General features: G+C 56.8%; 20 protein-coding genes. 12 read left to right on the plus strand and 8 right to left on the minus strand.

Going from position 1 to position 22441, the window contains the following annotated elements:
- Positions 1-9: 9 nt before the first annotated feature.
- Positions 10-2853 carry a DNA translocase FtsK gene (locus C0U40_RS00490; RefSeq protein ID WP_101653807.1) on the plus strand — a complete coding sequence of 948 codons (2844 nt, stop codon included), beginning with the start codon at positions 10-12 and terminating at the stop codon, positions 2851-2853.
- A 103-nt stretch (positions 2854-2956) separates the two neighbouring features.
- Positions 2957-3565, plus strand: coding sequence for a LolA family protein (locus C0U40_RS00495; protein WP_101653808.1), 609 nt, complete (start codon positions 2957-2959; stop codon positions 3563-3565).
- 51 nt (positions 3566-3616) lie between these two features.
- Here the strand turns inward: C0U40_RS00495 and C0U40_RS00500 are convergent, their stop codons facing one another.
- Both C0U40_RS00500 and C0U40_RS00505 read right to left on the minus strand, forming a co-directional pair.
- Positions 3617-4192: a transglycosylase SLT domain-containing protein gene (locus C0U40_RS00500; RefSeq protein WP_101653809.1), complete on the minus strand. Its 576-nt coding sequence runs from the start codon at positions 4190-4192 to the stop codon at positions 3617-3619.
- 87 nt (positions 4193-4279) lie between these two features.
- Entirely contained in the window at positions 4280-5161 is an 882-nt protein-coding gene (locus tag C0U40_RS00505) for an AEC family transporter (protein ID WP_101654751.1), read from the minus strand.
- A gap of 107 nt (positions 5162-5268) precedes the next feature.
- Between C0U40_RS00505 and hspQ the strand changes: the two genes are divergently transcribed.
- On the plus strand, positions 5269-5595 hold the full coding sequence (hspQ, locus tag C0U40_RS00510) for a heat shock protein HspQ (protein ID WP_101653810.1): 327 nt from the start codon (positions 5269-5271) through the stop codon (positions 5593-5595).
- A gap of 384 nt (positions 5596-5979) precedes the next feature.
- Here hspQ and C0U40_RS00515 read toward each other — a convergent pair whose 3' ends face one another.
- Positions 5980-7560: a gamma-glutamyltransferase family protein gene (locus C0U40_RS00515; RefSeq protein WP_101653811.1), complete on the minus strand. Its 1581-nt coding sequence runs from the start codon at positions 7558-7560 to the stop codon at positions 5980-5982.
- Between the two features lie 581 nt (positions 7561-8141).
- Here C0U40_RS00515 and C0U40_RS00520 point away from each other — a divergent pair.
- The gene (locus C0U40_RS00520) at positions 8142-8483 is read left to right on the plus strand and encodes a DUF2794 domain-containing protein (protein WP_435673782.1); all 342 of its coding nucleotides are present in this window, start codon (positions 8142-8144) and stop codon (positions 8481-8483) included.
- Positions 8484-8488: 5 nt separating this feature from the next.
- On the opposite strand, the gene C0U40_RS00525 is transcribed toward C0U40_RS00520, so the two are convergent.
- From C0U40_RS00525 to C0U40_RS00535, 3 genes are all read right to left on the minus strand, one after another.
- Positions 8489-9310, minus strand: coding sequence for a C40 family peptidase (locus C0U40_RS00525; RefSeq protein ID WP_101653813.1), 822 nt, complete (start codon positions 9308-9310; stop codon positions 8489-8491).
- The gene (locus C0U40_RS00530) at positions 9307-10692 is read right to left on the minus strand and encodes a leucyl aminopeptidase family protein (RefSeq protein WP_101653814.1); all 1386 of its coding nucleotides are present in this window, start codon (positions 10690-10692) and stop codon (positions 9307-9309) included. The genes C0U40_RS00525 and C0U40_RS00530 overlap by 4 nt, the downstream gene beginning before the upstream one ends.
- Positions 10693-10778: 86 nt before the next feature.
- Positions 10779-12149: a mechanosensitive ion channel family protein gene (locus tag C0U40_RS00535; protein ID WP_286134716.1), complete on the minus strand. Its 1371-nt coding sequence runs from the start codon at positions 12147-12149 to the stop codon at positions 10779-10781.
- Positions 12150-12287: 138 nt separating this feature from the next.
- Between C0U40_RS00535 and C0U40_RS00540 the strand changes: the two genes are divergently transcribed.
- From C0U40_RS00540 to C0U40_RS00560, 5 genes are all read left to right on the plus strand, one after another.
- Positions 12288-13430 carry a DUF1176 domain-containing protein gene (locus tag C0U40_RS00540; protein WP_101653815.1) on the plus strand — a complete coding sequence of 381 codons (1143 nt, stop codon included), beginning with the start codon at positions 12288-12290 and terminating at the stop codon, positions 13428-13430.
- A gap of 231 nt (positions 13431-13661) precedes the next feature.
- A complete protein-coding gene (gene leuC / locus C0U40_RS00545; protein ID WP_101653816.1) occupies positions 13662-15071 on the plus strand; it encodes a 3-isopropylmalate dehydratase large subunit in 1410 nt (469 codons plus the stop codon).
- A 12-nt stretch (positions 15072-15083) separates the two neighbouring features.
- Positions 15084-15689, plus strand: coding sequence for a 3-isopropylmalate dehydratase small subunit (leuD, locus tag C0U40_RS00550; protein ID WP_101653817.1), 606 nt, complete (start codon positions 15084-15086; stop codon positions 15687-15689).
- Between the two features lie 266 nt (positions 15690-15955).
- A complete protein-coding gene (locus C0U40_RS00555; RefSeq protein WP_101653818.1) occupies positions 15956-16723 on the plus strand; it encodes a hypothetical protein in 768 nt (255 codons plus the stop codon).
- Positions 16723-17847, plus strand: coding sequence for an endonuclease/exonuclease/phosphatase family protein (locus C0U40_RS00560; RefSeq protein ID WP_101653819.1), 1125 nt, complete (start codon positions 16723-16725; stop codon positions 17845-17847). The genes C0U40_RS00555 and C0U40_RS00560 overlap by 1 nt, the downstream gene beginning before the upstream one ends.
- Here C0U40_RS00560 and C0U40_RS00565 read toward each other — a convergent pair.
- A complete protein-coding gene (locus tag C0U40_RS00565) occupies positions 17794-18678 on the minus strand; it encodes an epimerase (RefSeq protein WP_101653820.1) in 885 nt (294 codons plus the stop codon). The genes C0U40_RS00560 and C0U40_RS00565 overlap by 54 nt on opposite strands.
- 108 nt (positions 18679-18786) lie before the next feature.
- Here C0U40_RS00565 and C0U40_RS00570 point away from each other — a divergent pair, with 108 nt between their 5' ends.
- From C0U40_RS00570 to C0U40_RS00580, 3 genes are all read left to right on the plus strand, one after another.
- A complete protein-coding gene (locus tag C0U40_RS00570) occupies positions 18787-19665 on the plus strand; it encodes a LysR family transcriptional regulator (protein ID WP_101653821.1) in 879 nt (292 codons plus the stop codon).
- Between the two features lie 115 nt (positions 19666-19780).
- Positions 19781-20887, plus strand: coding sequence for a 3-isopropylmalate dehydrogenase (gene leuB, locus C0U40_RS00575; protein ID WP_101653822.1), 1107 nt, complete (start codon positions 19781-19783; stop codon positions 20885-20887).
- A 145-nt stretch (positions 20888-21032) separates the two neighbouring features.
- Positions 21033-21968 carry a DMT family transporter gene (locus C0U40_RS00580; RefSeq protein ID WP_101653823.1) on the plus strand — a complete coding sequence of 312 codons (936 nt, stop codon included), beginning with the start codon at positions 21033-21035 and terminating at the stop codon, positions 21966-21968.
- 23 nt (positions 21969-21991) lie between these two features.
- Here C0U40_RS00580 and C0U40_RS00585 read toward each other — a convergent pair whose 3' ends face one another.
- The gene (locus C0U40_RS00585) at positions 21992-22441 is read right to left on the minus strand and encodes a low molecular weight phosphatase family protein (RefSeq protein ID WP_101653824.1); all 450 of its coding nucleotides are present in this window, start codon (positions 22439-22441) and stop codon (positions 21992-21994) included.

Genomic DNA, 22441 nt, shown 5'->3' on the forward strand with positions numbered 1-22441 from the left:
GGTAGGGACATGGCGTATCAGACGCGCACGCGCGATCCACTTTTGGAAACCCATATGCAAGAGGCGATCCGAAAACGCGGCACCGAACTGATCGGTCTTGCGATGGTCGGCTTTGCCATTCTGATGGGTGCGATGCTGTGGACCTATTCCCCCGAAGATCCGAGCTGGCTGTCCGCCACCTCTGCGCCGGCCCAGAATATTCTGGGGACTTTTGGCGCATCGATTTCCTCTCGTCTGATGCTGACAATCGGCTGGGCCTCCTGGTGTCTGCCCGTATTGTTTTTTGTCTGGGGATCGCGCTTTGTCCTGCACCTCGGTGACAACCGGCTGCTCAGCCGCGCCGTCAGCATCCCGGTATTTGTTGCCTTTACAGCCGTGTTTCTTGCGACCCATGTGCCGCTGGAAAGCTGGCAGCACGGGTTTGGTCTTGGTGGTCTGTCCGGCGACGCTGCTGTCGGAATCCTCATGGATCTGGTGCCGTTGCAACTGACCCTGCGGCTGATCGTCATCACGCTCGCGCTGGCATTTCTGTTCGTTGTAACATCGCTTTTCGCGCTCGGCTTTTCCAAACAGGAACTGTCCTACATCAGCCAATACGCGCTGGTTGCCGTGATCCTGACCTATGCCTCTATCGTATCCTTCCTGAATCTTGTGGTGCAAGGCGGTGCCAAAGGTGCCGTCGCAGCAAAGGCCGGCATCGAAACCCGCCGCGCCAGCCGCAAGGAATCCGCCGCGCAAAAAGCGCCTGTTGTGGAAAAGGCAAAAACCGAAGCAGAACCTGCTGCCGTTGAGAAAATCAAGCCTTTGCGCGGGATCACCCTGCCCAAACTGAAACTGCCGACCCTGCGCAAGGCAGAGGCCGTGGTTGAGGATGATGAAGAACTTATTGAACCGATCACCCCTGTAGCACCGGAAGAACACGTCCACGACGAGGACCGTGTGCGCAACCGGATCAATGATGCGATCAAGACCAAAGTGCTGCGCGCCCGCACCCTGCGTGTCCAGAACACACCGCCAGAGCCTGTTGTGACCGAAAACATCTTCCGCGATGCAGCAGATGACGGTTACGCCGTGATGCCAGCCCTTGGCGGAGCATCCCGCGGATATGCCGACGACGTGGCCGAACCGCCCGTCAGCTTCCAATCGGTGCGTGCCCGTGCCGAGGTTGCGGCCCCCGTTGCACCGGCACAGGTAGCAGAACCAATCGCTCCGGCCCGCCCGCGACCGCCTCAGCCTGAAGTAAAACAGGTTGTTCAGCCCCGCGCCCCGCGCACTGCGGAAAAGCAAAGCAAACGGGCACAACAAGAGGCACAGCCAAGCCTGTTCAAAGGCGCCGAAGAAGAATACGAGACACCACCGCTGGACCTGCTGGCCCACCCGTCAAGCATTGTGCGGCATCACCTGTCCGATGAGGCGCTGGAAGAAAATGCCCGTATGCTGGAAAACGTTCTGGATGATTACGGCGTTAAAGGCGAAATCGTTTCCGTGCGTCCCGGTCCGGTTGTCACCATGTACGAACTGGAACCGGCCCCCGGTTTGAAAGCCAGCCGCGTGATCGGTCTGGCCGATGACATCGCCCGTTCCATGTCTGCCCTCTCTGCCCGTGTGTCCACTGTTCCGGGCAAATCCGTGATCGGGATCGAACTGCCAAACGAGAAACGGGAAACCGTTCTGCTGCGCGAGCTTTTGGCCTCGCAGGATTACGGTGATGGCGAACAAAGCCTGCCACTTGCGCTTGGCAAGGACATCGGCGGCAAATCTATGATCGCCAACCTTGCGAAAATGCCTCACCTGTTGATCGCAGGGACCACAGGTTCCGGTAAATCCGTGGCGATCAACACCATGATCCTCAGCCTGTTGTACAAGCTGTCACCGGATGAATGCCGGATGATCATGATTGACCCGAAGATGCTCGAACTGTCGGTCTATGACGGCATTCCGCACCTGCTCTCCCCTGTTGTGACCGACCCGAAGAAAGCGGTCGTGGCGCTGAAATGGGTCGTGGGTGAAATGGAAGAGCGTTATCGCAAGATGTCCAAGATGGGTGTGCGCAACATCGGCGGCTATAACGCCCGTGTCGAAGCCGCCCTGAAAAAAGGTGAGGATTTCACCCGCACTGTCCAGACCGGCTTTGATGATGATACCGGCGAACCGGTGTTTGAAACCGAGACCTTCACACCCGAGAAAATGCCTTACATCGTGGTGATCGTGGACGAGATGGCCGACCTTATGATGGTGGCCGGTAAAGAAATCGAAGCCTGCATCCAACGTCTGGCACAAATGGCCCGTGCATCTGGTATCCACCTGATCATGGCCACGCAGCGCCCGTCTGTTGACGTGATCACCGGCACCATCAAGGCAAACTTCCCGACACGGATTTCGTTTCAGGTGACGTCGAAAATCGACAGCCGCACGATCCTCGGGGAAATGGGCGCAGAGCAGCTGCTTGGCATGGGCGACATGCTCTATATGGCCGGTGGCGGTAAGGTCACGCGGGTCCACGCCCCTTTTGCAAGCGACGAGGAAGTCGAAGAGGTTGTAAACCACCTCAAGGCGCTTGGCGCGCCGGAATATGTATCCGGTGTTGTTGAAGGTCCGGCGGACGACAAGGAAAGTGACATTGACGCGGTTCTTGGTCTTGGCGGCAATACCAACGGCGAGGATGCGCTTTACGATCAGGCAGTGGCGATTGTGATCAAGGATCGCAAATGTTCCACCAGCTACATCCAGCGCAAACTGTCCATCGGCTACAACAAAGCCGCCAAACTGGTAGAGCAGATGGAAGACCAAGGCGTCGTCAGTCAGGCCAACCATGTTGGTAAACGGGAAATTCTGGTACCCGAACAGCACTGATCCAATCTTGTCAAAGGCGGTTTTCCGCCTTTGACTGTTCTTTTCACAGCCCTGTGTAGCTATGTGGCTTTTGCCATTCCCGCAGGAGCCCTATATTAGATTTATGAAACGTAGATTTTTCCTCGGCGCTTTGTCCGCCCTTAGCATTGCCGCACCGGCTCTGGCCCAATCCGAGCCGCTGTCGCTGAACGAGCTTTCCGCTTATCTAAATACGCTGACCAGTGCACAGGGTGCGTTTACGCAGGTGAATCCTGACGGCACCCTGTCAAAAGGGACTTTCTATCTGAAACGTCCGGGCCGGATGCGGTTTGAATACGAACCTCCCAACGACGCGCTTGTTGTGGCAGGGCAGGGCAAATTGGCGATCTTTGACAAAAGATCTAACAGCGGCGGGCAACAATATCCTCTGCACCGCACGCCCTTGCACATCATACTCAAAGACAAGGTAAACCTGAACGCCAGCGGCATGGTCGTTGCGCACCAGCATGATGGAACAGCCACCACTGTAACCGCACAAGACCCGGAACATCCGAACTATGGCAATGTGAAGCTGGTGTTTACGGACAACCCGACAGAGCTGCGCCAATGGATCGTCACGGATGAAAGCGGTCAGAAAACCACAGTGGTTTTAGGCAAGTTGGAAAGAAACAAGCGTCTGCAAGCGCGGCTGTTCAACGTAGACCGCATCGCCAAGGAAGGCGATATCCGCTAGCTTTTGGAACAGGCGGGGCCGATCCGGTACCGCCTGACTTTATTATCTGCATTAACGGCAGGTGTTAAGCTGTGCACCATAGAGGATCGCGCGGGCCTGCACCTTGGCCGCCACATTCAGAAGCCATTGCTGATTGCGATAGCTGCCCCGTTTATATCCGGTGTGACCCTGATGATAGGCGAGATACTGATTATAGGCATCTGTTTTGGCGATACCGTTACGCTTGGTACTTTCGTTCATATACCAACCCATAAAATCAACCGCATCGTCAAAGTTGTGACGTTTGGCACCACGGTTTCCGGTAGCCCGTTTGTACCAGTCCCATGTTCCGTCAATCGCTTGGGCAAAACCGTAAGCCGAAGACTGACGCCCCATCGGAATAACACCCAAAGTGAATTTCCGCGGTGTGCGCGCGTGGGATTTGAAATGGCTTTCGTGATAAATCGTGGCGAGGATCACTTCGCCGGGAACGCCATATTTCCGTTCAACCTTTTTCAGGTCACGGGACCACCCACGTTTTTCGTCAAGGATGGAGCAGGCGTTGTCCAGATTTCGGGGGGGATCGGAGCGACCACCCGAACAAGCGGTCAGGATCAGGATCGCGATAAGGATCGTGCTGTATTTCATATCTGCCTCGATGCCGGTCTCTGAACGCCGGATTTTGACCGATCTTACACTAAAATGCTGTTGGAAAAAAGAGGCGGCTGCGCAGCGTTACAGGAATAACGCCAATGTGAGCGGAATTGCCATCACCGAAAGCAGTGTTGAAACGACCACAAGGCCCGCAACTTCTCCGGCTGCGGCACCATATTTTTCTGCCAGCAGATAGGATGTAACCGCTACGGGCGTCGAGACCTGCAAGACCAGCACCGCAAGCGCGACTGGTTCAAGCTGGAAAAACCGCCCCACGCCATAAGCCACCAGACCGCACACAACGATCTTTACCAGCGACAGAGCCACCGCCCGCAAGATGTTTTGCGGGGTCAAGCGAGCCAGCGCCACACCCAGAGTAATCAGCATCAATGGAATGGCCATCTGCCCGATCAGACTTAGGGTGTTGGTCATCCAGACCGGCGTGCTCCAGCCTTGTAACAGAAAGAGACCACCGAGAAGCGTGGCCCAGACCATCGGCTCTTTCAGTACCTTAAGCGGCGATCCGCCACCCGAAACCAGCCAGATCCCGAAGGTGAACGAGTAAATCCCCATTAAGGCAAACACCACCACGGCATAGCCCATTCCCGCCTCTCCGAAGGCAAAGAGCGCCAGCGGCAGGCCAAGGTTTCCGGTATTCCCGAAGATCAGCGGCGCAAGATAGGTTTGCATGTCCAGCTTGAAAACCCGAACAATTACAAAAAACACAACAGTGACAGCAAGATAGGCAGAACAGGCGGCCCAGATCGTATCGAAAAGTGTTGCCCGGTCTATGTCTGTTTTCATAAGCGAAGTGAAAATCAGGGCGGGTACACCAAGCGTCATAGAGAGCCTTGTGACGAACTGTACTCGGTACTCGTATCCGAGCCGGACCCAGACAACGCCGATGAGCGCCAGAAGGAACACAGGTGCGACAACTTGCAATACTGTTATGAATAGCGCCACGAACTGTTTCCCTGAAATTCCTTGCATTCAATCCCCCAATATCGGACAGAATGTCAATGGAATCGTAAGATTCTTGTTACACGGGTTGTGGGGAATCAGGAGTAACCATGTTTGAAGCGGAAGCTAAATTCACCATCGGACAAGTCGTCCGCCATCGTAAACATCCCTTCCGGGGTGTCATTTTTGACGTCGATCCCACATTCTCCAATACCGAGGAATGGTGGGAGAGTATTCCAGAGGAAACACGTCCGAAAAAGGAACAGCCTTTCTACCACTTGCTGGCGGAAAATGACTCTTCCTATTACGTGGCTTACGTGTCCGAACAAAATCTCGAAACGGATCCGACCGGTGCGCCGGTAGACCATCCTGAAGTGATTGCCATGTTTGGCGAGTTGAATGACGGCCAGTACCGGCTCGAAGTTCAGATGAACTAAGGCACCTGCCGGAAGGACTGGCAGCTTGTTCAGGCTGACACATCATCACCTTCCTCTCTCTCTGGATGCCGGAAACCGCAGGGCATCGTGCCAGCGCGGTATAAATGTCAAATTCCACATGCTGCAAAACCGCCGCGCCTTCCAGTTTCATGGCAGGTCAGGCGGCTTTTGCCGTTGTGTCCACGGTGCCTGTGCCCCGCTTGGCTTCAACCTTCTGATAAACTTACAAAATCCAATCAAGACCCTGCAAATATGAAGCGTCTTATATGAAGCTTCATAAATGCAGGGTCTTGAAACACCGGCACACGCGGCCGTTATACGCCCGAAATGCAGAAAGGCCCGCCAGCATACTGACGGGCCTGTTTCCTACCGGATCCGGTGATCTTAGTAACCGAGAGCACAACCGTCCTTGCGGGGATCGGACCCGCCTTCCAGAACGCCGGTTTCGTGATTTATCACAATCGCTTGCGCACCACCGATGGCGACATCGGGGATAGTAATGTCATGCCCCATCGTCATCAGGTCATTGCGCACATTTGCGCTGTAGCCCCGTTCCAATTGTAGCTTCCCGTCCGCCGCAAAGCTGCGCGGTGCGTCAATTGCTTCCTGCACCGGCATATCGTAATCTACCACATTCGACACAAGACGCGCGTGACCCGTAGACTGGTACTGTCCGCCCATCACACCGAACGGCATGATGACCTTGCCACCCTTGCGCAGCATCGCCGGAATGATTGTGTGCATCGGCCGCTTGCCACCGCCTGCTTCATTGGGATGTCCCGCCTCAAGCGAGAACCCCGCACCGCGGTTTTGGAAATTGATCCCGAATTTATCCGAAGCCAGCCCTGCCCCAAAGGAATGGAACACAGAATAGATCAGCGAAACCGCCATCCGGTCCCGATCCACCACGGTCAGATAGACCGTTTCCTTGTGCACACTTTCACTGATCGTGGTCGCAGAGGCCATGGCCTTGTGGGGATCAATCAGCCCCGCAAGCTTCACCGCCGTTTCCGCAGAGGTCATATAGTCCAGTCGGCTCATATAGTCCGGATCGGCAAGGAACCGGTTGCGCGTGTCATAAGCCAGTTTTGTGGCCTCCGCTTCGATATGCACACGCTGCGTGCTAAGCGCACCATAGGCAGCCATGTCAAAGTGGGAAAGAATATTCGCCAGCAGGATCGCCGTGGCCCCCTGCCCGTTCGGACGATGCTCGACCAGTTCCACGTCTTTATAACTGCCCGTGATCGGATCCGTATATTCACAAGCCGTCGCCGCAAAATCATCAAGTGTATGGACTCCGCCAAGCGCGTTCAGCGAATTGACCATATCCTCGGCCACTTCACCTTCATAAAAACCGGCGCGCCCTTCCATGGCGACACGTTCCAGCACCTCGGCCTGATTGGGCGCGCGGAAAATCTGGCCCGGTGCGGGAACTTTTCCATCCAGAAGGTAGAAATCCCGTGCAGCGCCTTGCAGCGACTCTGCCGCACGCTCCCAGTCAAAACAGGTGCGCGGCGCCACAGGCACCCCCGCACGGGCGTAATGGATCGCAGGGGCCAGCGCTGCTTTCAGTCCCAGCTTGCCGTAATCCTTGGACAGGCGGCAAAACGCATCAATCGCACCGGGCACAGTCACCGCAGCCGCATCATGCAGCGGCATGGTTTTATGTCCCGCTGCCCGCAGCTTTTCCGCATCAAGCGCCGCCGGTGCACGCCCCGATCCGTTCAGCGCCACAACGTCTTCGCTACCCGCAGGCTTCACCAGCACAAAACAGTCCCCGCCGATGCCTGTCATTTGGGGTTCACACAATCCCAACAAAACACCTGCGGCGATGGCCGCATCTACCGCATTGCCGCCCGCCTCCAGCATTTGAACTGCAACCTTCGCCGCCAGAGGCGACGAGGTGGCACACATACCGTTTGCCGCAAATACCGGAGAGCGTCCGGGCAGATGAAAGTCGCGCATGGTGTATTCCCCCTCTGGCGCCGCTCCTTTTGCGAGAGCAAGGCGCAAATAAATCTGTCCCCCGCAAATTACAGAGGATGGTCCGCGCCCAAAGAACTACAGCCACGCTGAAAGGGCAAACGTAAAATTACGATCTTGCGCGTCTGTCTGTCAGGAGTGGGGAAATGAGATAGAGCCCCGACGCAGCACCCAAGGGTGGGGGCTGTTTTGAGTGCCGCGTCAGAGGCAAGCATTGTTTCAGCTATGAGGAAAGTTTCACCTGTGATCTGGGCGAAGAAAGGGAGGGATTGCGGCAAGAATAAGGTTTTTAAAAAAAACGCTTCTCAAGCAGCGTGCCAGGCTCGCGGGCAGGAATGCAGCCCGCACTGCCGAAATGAAAAACCCCGACCGAGGCGCCAGTACACGGCGGTCTCGTCGGGGTTGTTACTCGTTACTCACTATACGCGTAGGGCTTTTATGATGCTCCAACCCGACGATTCTGTGCTCAGATTGGGGCGATTTAGCGGTGATTTCGAGCCGCATTTTCGACAAGGTTAACCCTTGCCATTCATGGTTGTGCGAACCAAAATAAATACATGAACATGCACACTGTAACACCGCTCTCCTCCCGCAGGCCCGACGGGGAAAAGACCCATTTCCACCGGACCGAACTGGGCCCGATCATGTCTCTTTACGGACGAATGGTCGCCGCAGGCGAATGGCGGGACTACGGGATTTCGGCGCTGAAGGATGTTGCCGTCTTTTGCGTTTTCCGCCGCAGTGCGGAACATGCGCTCTACCGGATTGAAAAACGGCCCAAGTTGGCAGGAAAACAGGGTATGTATGCGATTATAGGGATGGATGGCCGCGTTTTAAAACGTGGGCACGATCTGAAAGCTGTGCTGCGCGTGCTGGAACGCAAATTGATCCGGAGTGTTGAATAAGCTGCTCAGGGCCGGCGATAGGCACTGATCTCCCGGCCTTCCACGTCCCTGATCCGTTCGGCCACCCGTGCAAGCGGTTCTGCCGTGGTACACATGTGATGCCCGTTCGCGTGGATAATCCGGTCACGATCCAGCATCATCCCGACGTGCCCTTTCCAGAAAACAAGATCTCCCCGCTGCAAATCCGCCCCTGCAGGAACAGCATCAAAAAATGCCTCCTGCTGGTCACTGTCGCGGGGACAGTCCCGACCGGCAGCACGCAGCGCGGCATGGACCAGACCGGAACAATCAATCCCGAGGCTGCTGTCACCGCCCCATAAGTAGGGCACGCCCAGAAAGCGCAGCGCGGTTTCGGCCGCGTCGGTGGTTACAGTCCCGATCGCGCTAACCTGCTGTTCCGGCACAAAACCGTGCGGCGTCTTCCAGAAACCCTCTTGCTGGTCCGAGCAAGTCAGGAAACTGTCAAACGGCAGCGTCAGCGCCGGAACCGTCTTTATCGACCGTGTCGGATAAAGATGCGCACCGAAGGTCCGGACACGGTGGGTCGGTGCATCCAAAGCACGCAAATGGGCGGCGTTTATATACCCCGTATAGCCCGACGGTTCCGCGAATCCGAAAGCGTAGCCGTCTCGAATCTCCAGCACGCAGAAACGTTCTCCGAAAACGAGCTGCCGGTCCAGCGCCCCTTGCGGGGCAGCCAACAGATCGGCCACTGGCACCTGAACGGTCAACAGTTCACCGTCAGTCAGGGGAATTTCCCCTACCTGACCGGAGAGACTGCTATGGGCCACCCGCCCGTTGCTGCGCCAGAGGCGTCGATCGTTCATTTCGTGATCCGCTGCTCGATGACTTCCAGCATGGCGCGGGCAGACTGGCACGCCCCGCCAAGCGTGCGCCCCGCTTTGGGCGCAGGGGTCCAGCCGTAAATGTCCAGATGAACGAAACGGTCGGTGTGCTCCACGAACCGGCGCAGGAACAGGGCCGCGGTGATCGACCCACCGAATCCGCCTTTGGGTGCATTATCTAGGTCCGCCACATCCGGTTCGATCATCGGTTCGTAAGCATCCCAAAACGGCATCCGCCACAGCGGGTCTTCGACTTTGGCTCCGCAATCGGACATTTGGGCGGCCAGCGTATCGTCCTCGGTATAAAACGGCATCAGATCCGGCCCGAGAGCCACGCGCGCAGCCCCTGTCAGGGTTGCCTTACACACCAGCAGATCGGGTTCTTCCTCATCGGCAAGGGTCAGGGCATCCGCCAGTACCAGACGACCTTCGGCATCGGTGTTGTTGATTTCGACACTCAGCCCCTTGCGCGACATCAGAATATCCTGCGGGCGATACGCCTCTGCCGAGATGGAGTTTTCCACTGCTGGCACCAGCACCCGAAGGCGCACAGGCAGGTTCAGCGCCATGATCATTTTGGCAAGCCCCAGAACCGTCGCCGCGCCGCCCATATCCTTTTTCATCAACCCCATTGATCCAGCCGGTTTGATGTTCAGACCGCCCGTATCAAAACAGACCCCTTTTCCCACCAGCGTAATTTTCGGCGCATTTTCATCGCCCCAGATCATATCCAGCAGGCGGGGCGCCTGATCCGAAGCGCGCCCTACCGTATGGATCATGGGGAAATTCTGCGCCAGCAGGTCATCGCCGCGAATGACTGCGGTTTTCGCTTTGTAGGCTTGCGCCAGTTCAAGAAATGCAGCTTCCAAACCGTCCGGTCCCATGTCCGACGCGGGTGTATTGATCAGGTCCCGTGTCAGGAAGTCTCCGGCGGCAATGGCTTCCAGCCGCACCGCATCCACGCCTTCGGGGGCAACCAGCGCGGCCTTCGGGGCGGGTTTCGCCTTGTAGCGGTCAAACACATATCCGCCCAGCAACCATGCCAGCGCAGCTTGGGTTTTTTCTGCTCCGCTCAGCCCGGATGCAAATTTATAGATCCCTTCGGGCAGCTGTGCTGCAACGGCACCAATGTGCAGGCGGTCCCGCTTGCGTTGAGCCTCTGTCCCCCAGCCCACCAGAACACGGCCGAGTCCCTTTGGTCCGGCAACTGTCAAAACCTGCCCGAGCTTCCCTGCAAATCCGTTTGCTTTGGCCCATGTGACTGTCTCCGCTGGTGCGTGTTCGAAGAAATGGGCGAGCCCGTCTGTTGAAATCACATCAACCGGAATTGCGGTTTCAGAGGCTTCGGCGAATTTGGGTGACATGGGAACTCCTTCAGATTCCCGCGCAGCCTACACCCAAAACGAAGCGCTTTGAAATGGGATAATCGGGGGCGTCACCTGAGAAAGCTTTAGTCGTTTGGCAACGGATTGGCCGGCGCGGCCCCCGATAGAATACTGACATCGCGGCGCGGGAAGGGAATTTCGATGTTGTTTTCATCCAGCACATCCCAAAGGGCCAGAAACACATCCCCGCGTACATTGGTCAGACCGGCCGTACTGTCCCTGATCCAGAAACGCAGCGTGAAATCAATCGAACTGTCCCCGAAGTTCACGATATGACAGACCGGTTTGGGGATCGGCACCACACGGGATACCGACAGGGGGGCTTCGGAGGCGAGCTTTTTCACCTCATGGGGGTTGCTGTCATAGGACACACCGAAATTGATCTCCAGCCGCACCAGATCAGAGGAATGGGACCAGTTGATCACCTGACTGGTGATGAAGTCCTCATTCGGGATCAGATATTCGCGCCCGTCCCGTGTCAGCACGCTGGCATAGCGGGCACCCAGCTGGGTGATCCAGCCGAATGTCCCGTCGAGCGAGATCACATCCCCCGGTTTGATGGATTTGTCCAACAGGATGATCACACCGGACACAAGGTTGGAAACGATCTTTTGCAGGCCGAACCCGATGCCCAGACCAATCGCACCGGAGAGAAGCGCAAGGTTGCCGATGTCAAATCCGACCACCCGCAGCCCGATCATAAAGGCGATGGTGTAAAGGGTCAGTTGCAGCGCCTTGTTCAAAAGCACACGGATCGAAGGGGACATATCCTCGACCTTGTTGATCCGTTGCGAACCGGCCTTGGACAGGAAACTGGCCACAACAAACAGCGTTGCCAGCGACACGACCGCGATCAGCACCGTTAGCAGGGACACCCGCGTGCCCCCCAGATCAAGTGCGACAGTATCCAGCGCGTTGGCCGCATTTTCACGCAGGCCGAATATGGTAAGAACAACAAAGATGCCCGCCGCCCAGCGCACCAGCTTGCGGACAGTACGCGAGCGGATCAGCCGCGTTGTCACGACCAGAATGAGCCACCAGAGCGCCAGTGTTGCTGCAAGTCCGATGAAATAGGACCGGCTCGGCCAAGTCACTTCGCGCATCACAAAGACAGTGGCCCATGACATCACCACAAACAGCAGAAGCCACAGCCGCTGGTTCAGGACAGCGCATATCCGCAGGAACCACTTTGGCAGACCGTGGGATTCGCCTAAAAACTCCCGCACACGGGGACGATAGAAGCGGTAAAGTCCGTAGGAGAGGGCCGCCAACACCAGTATGATCGCAAGTTGATACCCGCTCCACGGCTGGGTCAACCGGTTGGTTAACCGCTCGGCCATATCCAGAAACAGGGCAGATTGTTCTGCCACCGTTGGCAAAGCCTTGATCGCTTCGCTTACAACTTCGCCCGGCTCGGTCCCTGCTTCTTCTGCCAAACAATTTCCCCCGCTTTGATCCTTCTGCTTTCAGAATATACATATTGCGAAATTTTATAAGGGAAATGATTGTCGATCTGTTAGCACTGACCACGACGGGCTCTGTGCGTCCCCGAGACCCATCAAAAAGGAACCTTCATGATCAATATCCTACGCCTAATGGTCCTACTTGTTGTGCTTGGCCAAATGTCCCTTGCGCAGGATATGGGCCAGTCCATGCGGCAGTGGTGGGTTGAATGTGACAGGCGGGGGTATTGCACCGCAGATATCGAAGGGCTTACCGGAGATTACGAAACGCTCACCCTGCGCATAGAGCGCAGTGAGGCAGCGAACAGTCCGATCCTGCTGGAACTTACACCGGAAACCCTGCTTGGTGAGGGTGCTGCAGTCCGGTTTGACATTCCGGGGGCAGAAGAAGGCATCACCCGTAAGGTAGATACTGTTTCAGACAACAGCTTTACCTTGTCAGAGCCATACGACAGCCCGCTGCTACAGGCGATCATGACAGGAGAGACCCTGTTTGTGACGATTGATTTCCAAAGCGAACGTGGCGCACAGGTCTTTGAAGTTCCACTGGCCGGAGCAATCGATTCCCTGACTGTCATGGACATCACCCAGCGGCGTTTGGGCCGCAGGGATGCCATCGTGGCCCGTGGCGCCGCCCCTGCGGACAGCCCTTCGGATGTTTTCCCGCGCCAGAGCAGGGAAACCGGGGACGAGGATGCAGGGCAATGGACAGAAGATTCAGGTGACGCCCCTGCACTGGAAGATCCGGACGGATCTTACGTTGAAGTCCTGTACACTCCGGCTGAACTGCCCGCTGCCGTGGTGGATTTTGCACTGAATGACGCCGCTTGCGGTGATCTAACCGGCCCCCTGAATGAAATGGGGGCCATTGTGAACAAGGATGCCTCCGGCCGGACCACCTATCTGGTCCCCTGCCGGATCGGACAGGCCAACGTCAGCTATTACATCGTCGTGCATGATCCGGCCAACGGGATCGAATATGCGATGCAACGTTTCGAACTGCCTCCTGCACACAACGCACCGGACCGCGCAACAATTATGAACCCGCAATGGCTGGCCGGTCAAAACCAGCTTGTCTCAACCCGCTATGCCAATATGAACCTGAATTGCGGGGCCTATGAAATTCATAACTGGATTGCTGAACAACAACGGTTTGAACTGTCGGTTTACAGGGCAAAAGAAGATTGCACCGGCCCCCATGTTGAACCCCAGAGGTTCCCGCTGGAATGGACACTTGCCGAGATGGGCGACTGACAGGACATGCAGGTGCACCTCACATGACCCGCCCACAAACGACTCAGCACTTGCGAGACTACGCGCTTCGGTCTATTCCAACGCAGTATGACACACAGATTCACAATGGATGACCGCTCCCGCCTGCCGTGGCGTTTCCACGGACAGGTTGTTCTGCGTATCCAGGGGCTATCCGCGTAAATTTCTACGCTCGCCAACTCCAATAGCCAATCTACATAGCGGGAGGATCAAATGTCCGCACCTAAAACACTCTACGATAAAATCTGGGATGCCCACGTCGCCCATGAAGCCGAAGACGGCACTTGCTTGCTGTATATCGACCGTCACCTTGTCCACGAAGTGACGTCCCCTCAAGCGTTTGAAGGCCTGCGCATGGCGGGCCGTACCGTTCGCGCACCGGAGAAAACCATCGCCGTGCCCGATCACAACGTGCCAACCACGCTGGACCGCGCCAATGCGGAAACCATGACCGAGGACAGCCGCATTCAGGTTGAAGCGCTGGACACCAACGCCAAGGAATTTGGTCTGCACTATTACCCTGTGTCTGATGTTCGTCAGGGTATCGTGCATATCGTCGGACCGGAACAGGGCTGGACCCTGCCCGGCATGACCGTGGTTTGCGGCGACAGCCACACAGCCACGCATGGCGCCTTCGGTGCGCTGGCCCACGGCATCGGCACCTCGGAAGTTGAACACGTTCTGGCAACACAAACGCTGATCCAGAAGAAATCCAAGAATATGAAGGTGGAAATCACCGGCTCCCTTCGCCCGGGCGTCACAGCCAAAGACATCACCATGTGCGTGATCGGGGAAACCGGCACCGCTGGTGGCACCGGTTATGTGATCGAATATTGTGGTCAGGCGATCCGCGAACTGTCCATGGAAGGACGGATGACCGTCTGTAACATGGCCATTGAAGGCGGCGCACGCGCCGGTCTGATCGCACCGGATGAAACCACATTCGAATACTGCAAAGGCCGCCCCCACGCCCCGAAAGGCGCGCAATGGGAAATGGCTGTGGAGTCCTGGAAAGAGCTCTACACAGATGAAGGCGCACATTTCGACAAGATCATCACCATCAAAGGTGAAGATATTGCGCCCTCCGTCACTTGGGGCACATCCCCCGAAGATGTCCTGCCGATCACGGCCACTGTTCCAAACCCCGAAGATTTTCAGGGTGGCAAGGTAGAAGCGGTTCGCCGCTCGCTGGACTACATGGGTCTGAAACCCGGCATGAAACTGTCGGATGTGGAAATTGACACCGTCTTCATCGGGTCTTGCACCAACGGGCGGATCGAGGATCTGCGCGCTGCAGCAGAGGTTCTGAAAGGCAAGAAGATCAAAGACGGGATGCGGGCGATGGTTGTGCCCGGCTCCGGTCTGGTGCGCGCGCAAGCCGAAGAAGAAGGTCTCGCACAAATCTTTATCGACGCGGGCTTTGAATGGCGTATGGCCGGTTGTTCCATGTGTCTGGCGATGAACCCTGACCAGTTGTCAGAAGGCGAACGCTGTGCGTCTACCTCCAACCGCAACTTTGAAGGCCGTCAGGGCTACAAAGGCCGCACCCACCTTCTGTCCCCCGCTATGGCCGCTGCAGCTGCCGTGACCGGTAAACTGACAGACATCCGCGACTTCGCGTAAGGAGAGATCATCATGGAAAAGTTCACGACAGTTTCAGGCGTTGCTGCCCCTATGCCGTTGGTCAACATCGACACCGATATGATCATTCCGAAGCAGTTTCTCAAAACCATCAAACGGACCGGCCTTGGCGCCAACCTGTTTGACGAGATGCGCTTTAACCGCGACGGCACCGAGGTAGAGGATTTTGTACTGAACAAACCTGCCTACCGCGATGCAGAGATTCTTGTGGCCGGAGACAACTTCGGCTGCGGATCGTCCCGTGAGCACGCCCCTTGGGCGCTGGGAGATTTTGGAATCAAAGTTGTCATCTCCACATCTTTTGCAGACATTTTTTATAATAACTGCTTCAAGAATGGCATCCTTCCGGTGGTTTTGCCCAAGGAAGCTGTGGATGTTCTGATGGAAGATGCGGAACGCGGATCCAACGCACGGATCACCGTTGATCTGGAAAACCAGACGGTCTCTGCCACGGATGGAACAGAATTCAAATTCGAAGTGGACGAGTTCAAAAAACACTGCCTTCTGAATGGCTTGGACGACATCGGACTGACCCTGCAAAAAGCCGCTTCGATCGACAGTTTCGAAGCCGGTTATTCAGCACGGGCCCCTTGGGTCTAATTGGTCTGACTACCAGATATTGATATGGCCACAGTAAAATGTGGCCATATTGTGGTGGTGCAATTCTACTACAGGTTCGCCCCAAAACCCCCTGTTTCTCAACAATTTTATGCTCTGGCGCTTGATCACTTTTTTGATTTGGGCTTCATTAAGGCATAAATAAGGCTTCGGCCTATACAAAAGTCCGGCATGAACTGGACGAGAGGATGAGAGCAGTGTTGACGAGGCTTGCAGGCGCATCTGTGAGGGCCGCATTGGTTGCCGCAATGATTGTATTGCCGGTAATTGTGCTACCCGAGCTATCACCGAACTCCGCAGATCTGGCGATTCTGGCGGCGGCAATCGCCGCAGCTTTCGTGATCTTCGAATACGGGTTCACCACCCCCAGTTTAATCGAATTCCGCTTCGCGGCGCCCTATAACAGGTTCCGCTTTGCGATACTGGCCCTTTTGCTGACAGGCATTGCTTTTGCCTTCAGCGAACCCGTCAGTTCCACCGGCACATCGCTGGCTGTTTCCGGATTTGCAATGAAAAGCGCACAGTTCTGGGATTTCACAGGCAGCCCGCTAACCTTCTTTGAAGGACTGACAGCGAATATGGGCCCGACAAGCCAGCGGCTTGTGACCAATGCCGCCGCACTGGCGCTCAGCCTCACTGCGATCACGCTGATAGTCTCAAGCTTTGTGATCTGGAACTTCTCGTGGCCGCTTCACGCAGAGAACTTTAATCTGTGGATCAACATGCCGAATTTTGACGTGGCTATGGGCGAGGAAACCCAAGGCACGCTGCGCCAGTCCGGTCTGGTCAGTCTGATCATCGGCCTGACCCTGCCCTATCTGATCCCGCAAGCGGCTTACGCCTTTGTTGGCCCTCTTCAGCCCATCAACAGCGGCAACAGCCTGCTGCTGCTCTGGATGATCGTGATCTGGTGCTTTGTGCCGGCTGTCTCCATCCTGCGGGCCGCCGCGCTGTACAAGGTTGCCAATCTTCTGGCTGCACAGAATATCGAACTGTCTGATCCCGAAGAATCCTGATGCGGCTCCTGCTGGTTGTTGCGTTCTGCCTGACCGGTTTGGCCGCAGCCGCCGACTCTATCCGCATCGCAACCTTTAACGCCGCGCTCAGCCGCAAGGGGCCGGGATTACTGCTACGGGACATTGAACGGGGTCAGGACGAGCAGATCAAAGCAGTTGTGGCGATCCTGCAAACCGTCCGTCCAGACATCCTGCTGATAAACGAGCTTGACCACGACTATGAGAACCTCGCGCTGACTGCCTTTCTGCGCAGGCTGAACCAAGGCACCGAAGGCCGAGACGCGCTCGATTATCCCTATTTCTACGCGCCCCCACAGAACACCGGCGTGCCAAGCGGTCGGGATTTGGATGGCGATGGGCGATTGGGCGGGCCGGCAGACAATTACGGTTTTGGCCATTTTCGCGGACAGTATGCGATGGCGCTGGTTTCCCGCTTTCCATTGGCCACAGAAGAAGCCCGCGATTTTTCCGAAATACTGTGGAAACAGGTTCCGGATGCACACATGCCCAAGGCCGCAGATGGTAGTGCCTTCCCAAGCTATGACGCGCTACATGCGATGCGCCTGTCGTCCAAATCCCATTGGGACGTTCCCGTGATCCTGCCCGATGGCCGGCGGCTGCATCTTCTGGCCTCTCACCCGACACCACCGGTGTTTGACGGGCCCGAGGATATGAACGGCAAACGCAATCGCGCCGAAATCCTGTTTTGGGACAGCTACATCCGTGAAACCCTCGTGCCGCAGAATGCGGAATTTATCCTGCTTGGCGATCTCAACGCAGACCCTGCGGATGGGGAAGGCAGCCATGAAGCGATCAACACGCTTCTGACTGCGGATTACCTTCAGGACCCTGCACCCCGATCAAGCGGAGGCGTCTTGGCATCAAGGGCGCAAGGCGGCATCAACGGAAACCATTTGACAGACGCAGCGACAGACACCGCAGACTGGCGGGATGAACCGGGCCCGGGCAACCTGCGGGTGGACTATGTGTTGCCCTCTGCCTCGCTTAACGTTTCGGGCGCTGGCGTGTTCTGGCCAACGCCCGAAGAGGCCGGGTTTGAATGGATCGGTTCAGACGGTCGCGTCAGCTCCGACCACCGTCTTGTCTGGGTCGATATTGACTGATGCCGCACGCCGCAACGCCTCTTCTGCGGGGGTCGGCACAAAATCCGGCAGAATTTCCCGCAAGGCGCGCCCGTCCGTCCGGTGCGGCTTGTGCCAGAGATAGCGCATCTCCAACAGTCGCCGCGCCATGGGCCAGACCGGCGAGAGCAGTTGAAGCGGCAGCCAGTTAAACCGCTCGGCCCTCACCCCGAGACTGCGCGCCATCTCGCGGCCGCTTAGCGTGTAGCCTTCAAAGTTCACAGACGTAAAACGGGGCAGCGTGTCGCGCTGTTCTGCCAGTGCAACAAAGGCGCGGCAGTAATCCGGCAGATAGGCCCAAGTATGGGGAATATCCACCGGACCGGGATAATCTATACGCCCTTTCGCGACGGGTTTGCTGATGATCATATCAAACCAGTTGCCACTGGCGCGTGTGTCCAGAAAATCCCCTGCCCGCAATAGGATCGTTTGCACCCCGCTATTGCGAAAAGCCTGTTCCATGTCGATCCGCAACCGTCCCATCAGGTTGTCAGCCCGATGCGGAGTATCAGGGCTGAACACCTCGGGGGCATTCGGCCCGTAGACGTAATTATTGCCCGCCAGCAAGACAGTCGCGCCTGAACGACGGGCGGCGGCGATAACCTTGCGGTTCAGGCCCGGCAATTCTTTGGCCCACCGTTGATAGGGCGGGTTCCAGCCATGGACGATGACATCCACACCGTCAGCCGCCTGTGCCAGATCGTCCCGCGTGCGGTCAAACCGGCGCAACTGCCACCCGTTTCTTTCGAATGCGACAGCCATGCTACGGCCAAACCGGCCCGAGGCGCCGAGGATTAATACAGTTCTAGGCATTTCCAGTCCTTCCAAAAGGTTTGCTACTATCGGAAAGCTATCTATAATACTGTTGAATGGTAATTCGCTGTGATTGTATAATTCCTATTCAATAATGAATGGATAAACATGCAAAGTTTTGACTGGACCCTGATCCAGAGCTTCCTCGCCGTGGCAGAAAACGGTTCTTACTCTGCTGCTGCCAGAGAAAGCGGGCGCAGCCAGCCGACCATTGGCCGCCATATAGACCAGTTGCAAACCCAGTTGGGCGCGACACTGTTCCAGAGAGCGGTGAAAGGATACGAGCTGACACCAACAGGTCAGGCGCTGCTGGACCACGCTCGCACCATGCAACAGGCCGCTGCAGAAATGTCGCTGATCACCGAAGGGCGCACTGCAGAGGTGCGCGGCACGGTACGGATCACCGCTTCGGAAATCGTCGCGACCTATATCCTGCCGGAACTCCTTGCGCAGCTTCTGTCGCAGGAACCGGAATTGCAAATCGAACTGGTGGCCACAAACAGCACCGAAAACCTGCTGCTGCGGGAGGCGGACATTGCTGTGCGTATGGTGCAACCGGCGCAACAGGATCTGATCGCGCGCAAGATCGGTGAAATTCGTATCGGTCTGTACGGTGCCCCGCCCTATCTGGCCCGCATGGGCACACCAGAGCGGTTTGAAGACGTCGCAGACCACGTGCTGTTGGGCTATGACCGATCAGATCTGATGATACGTGGCATGGCCGCCCTTGGCATCCCGATGCAGCGTGAGGACTTCGCCTTTCGGGTGGATGATCAGGTCACATATCTGGAATCGCTGCGGGCCGGTGTCGGGCTTGGCGCTTGCCAGAAACGACAGGCAGAACACTATGGTCTTGTCGAACTTTTGCCGGACCTGACGATCCCTTCCCTGCCTGTCTGGCTGACCGCCCATTCCGCGCTGCGCACGTCTGCAAAGGTCCGGCGGGTGTTCGACTTTCTGACCGAACATCTCCCCGAACGCCTGTAAGCAGGGCAGCAGAAATTTATCCACACGCCGGACAGGCTTTACCGCGCCGTTCGGCTTGACCCTACGCCCCCTGCACCCTAGGAAAATGCGAGATTATTAAAAAGGACATGGGACAATGAACACTCCATCACTGTTGATCCTGCCGGGCGACGGCATCGGGCAGGAAGTTATGACCGAAGTACAGCGTATTATCGCGTGGTTCGGCGACAAGCGCGATGTGAAATTCGACGTGAGCGAGGATCTTGTGGGCGGTGCAGCCTATGATGCGCATGGCACTCCGCTGACCGACGCAACCATGGCCAAAGCACAGGAAGTGGACGCGGTTCTGCTGGGTGCTGTGGGTGGTCCGAAATACGACGATCTGGACTTTTCTGTAAAACCCGAACGGGGCCTGCTGCGTCTGCGCAAGGAAATGGACCTGTTCGCCAACCTGCGTCCGGCACAATGTTTTGACGCGCTGGCAGATTTTTCCTCGCTCAAGCGGGACATCGTTTCCGGCCTCGACATTATGATCGTGCGCGAACTGACCTCCGGTTCCTACTTTGGCGAGCCCCGTGGCATCTTCGAAGAAAATGGCCAGCGTGTGGGCATCAACACCCAGCGCTACACCGAAGCGGAAATTGACCGTGTTGCCCGTAGCGCATTCGAACTGGCCCGCAAGCGGAACAACAAAGTCTGTTCCATGGAAAAAGCCAACGTGATGGAAAGCGGTATTCTGTGGCGCGAAGTCGTCACCGCCGTCCATCGGGCCGATTACGCAGATGTGGAACTGTCCCACATGTATGCCGACAACGGCGCGATGCAGCTGGTACGCGCACCAAAACAGTTTGATGTGATCGTCACCGACAACCTGTTCGGGGACATTCTGTCCGACTGTGCTGCCATGCTGACAGGTTCCCTTGGCATGCTGCCGTCTGCATCCCTTGGTGCACCGATGGAAAACGGCCGCCCCAAAGCCATGTATGAACCGGTACACGGCTCCGCCCCAGACATCATGGGCCAGAGCAAGGCAAACCCTTGTGCCTGCATCCTGTCGCTGGCCATGGCGCTGCGCTATTCCTTCGATCTGGGCGAGGAAGCAACCCGTCTGGAAAAAGCCGTTGAAACAGTTCTGGCCAAAGGCATCCGCACCGGCGATCTGATGCAGGCGGAAGGCGGCAAACCTGTCAGCACTTCGGAAATGACAGACGCCATCATCGCAGAGCTGCAAGCCAGCCTCTAAACGGCACAGACCCTAAACAACCGGCAAGGCGGCACGAAGCAGCTGCCGCCCTGCCCGCACCATTGGACCTGTTTGGATTTGCCAAAGGTGCCGGAATGGTCAAAGATGCCCGCAACTTCAAGACCCTGACCAAAGCAGTCTATCAATGGCCCTGCGCAGCATCCTTTTTGCCCTACTGGCATTTGCATTCTTTGCAACACACGACCTGATCGTGAAATTCCTCGGGGGCAGTTATTCTCCTGTACAGTTGATCTTCTTCTCGTCGTTGATGTCCTTTCCGCTGGTCACGGCCATGCTGATGCGCGACCCGACAGAGGGCAACCTGCGTCCGGTCAATCCGTGGTGGGTCGCTGCGCGCACACTTGCCTCTGTCTTTGCCGCGCTTTGCGTATTTTATGCGTTTTCCAACCTGCCGCTGTCACAGGTCTATGCCCTGCTCTTTGCCATGCCTCTGTTGATCACGGTGCTGTCCGTGCCGATCCTTGGCGAGAAAGTGGGCATCCACCGCTGGGGCGCCGTTGTCCTCGGGCTGTGCGGTGTGCTGGTGGTTCTGCGACCGGGCAGTGCAGAGCTGGAACTCGGGCATCTGGCGGGCCTTATGGCTGCGCTGAGTTCTTCCTTTGCCTCTGTGGTCGTGCGTCGGATCGGGCGGCAGGAACGCTCGGTCGTGTTGATGCTCTATCCGCTGGCGTTGAACTTTCTGATCATGGGGGCTGCGCTCGCCTTCGTTTACGAACCCATGCCGATAGCGCATCTGGGATTGGTCGGCCTGATCGCCATAACAGCGTTCGTCGCCGGGCTCTTCCTGATCGCCGCCTACCGCGCCGGAGAAGCCGCTGTGGTGGCCCCGATGCAGTATTCCCAAATCATCTGGGCAACCATCTTCGGCTACATGATCTTTAACGAAACTCTCGACTCTGCAACGCTGATCGGAACGTCACTCATCATCCTGAGCGGCATCTACATCGTCTGGCGTGAAAGCCGCGGGCGGTCCACAAACACACCTGTACTGCGCACCCGCCAGCGCGCCCAGAGTCCGGGCGCTATGAACATTTCGCCCTTTCTGCGCAAGAAACCCTGACGGTTTGCAGGTAAAATCCGCGGCTAATCTTTAGGGAATCTTTTACGGATACGTTCTGCGATCTGGTCCCGCACCTCGCGGTAGCGGTCCAGTTTGGCCGCGCGGCTGTCGCCAAAACCGCTCGGGTCCAAGGTCTGCCAGTATTCCACCTCGAGCGAGTAATACCGCGTGTATTCAAGGGCACGCCGCTGTGCCGCAGGAGACAGCGCCACGATCAAGTCATAGCTGTCCAGATCATCGCCCCATTCCATCAGATCATCAAACGAACGGGTGCGGTGGCGGGAAAGTTCGACACCCAACTCGCGGCAAACCGTAATGGCAAACCCGTCGATTTCCATGTCACCCTTCACACCTGCGGACTGCACGAAGATGGATGTCCCGACCGCCTGTTTCAGCAACCCTTCGGCCATCGGAGACCGGATGGAGTTGTGGTCACAACAAAACAGGACAGAAGAGGGACGGGTCAGCTCCAT

This window comes from Neptunicoccus cionae (assembly GCF_002860325.1).
In the GTDB taxonomy this organism is placed as follows: domain Bacteria; phylum Pseudomonadota; class Alphaproteobacteria; order Rhodobacterales; family Rhodobacteraceae; genus Amylibacter; species Amylibacter lutimaris.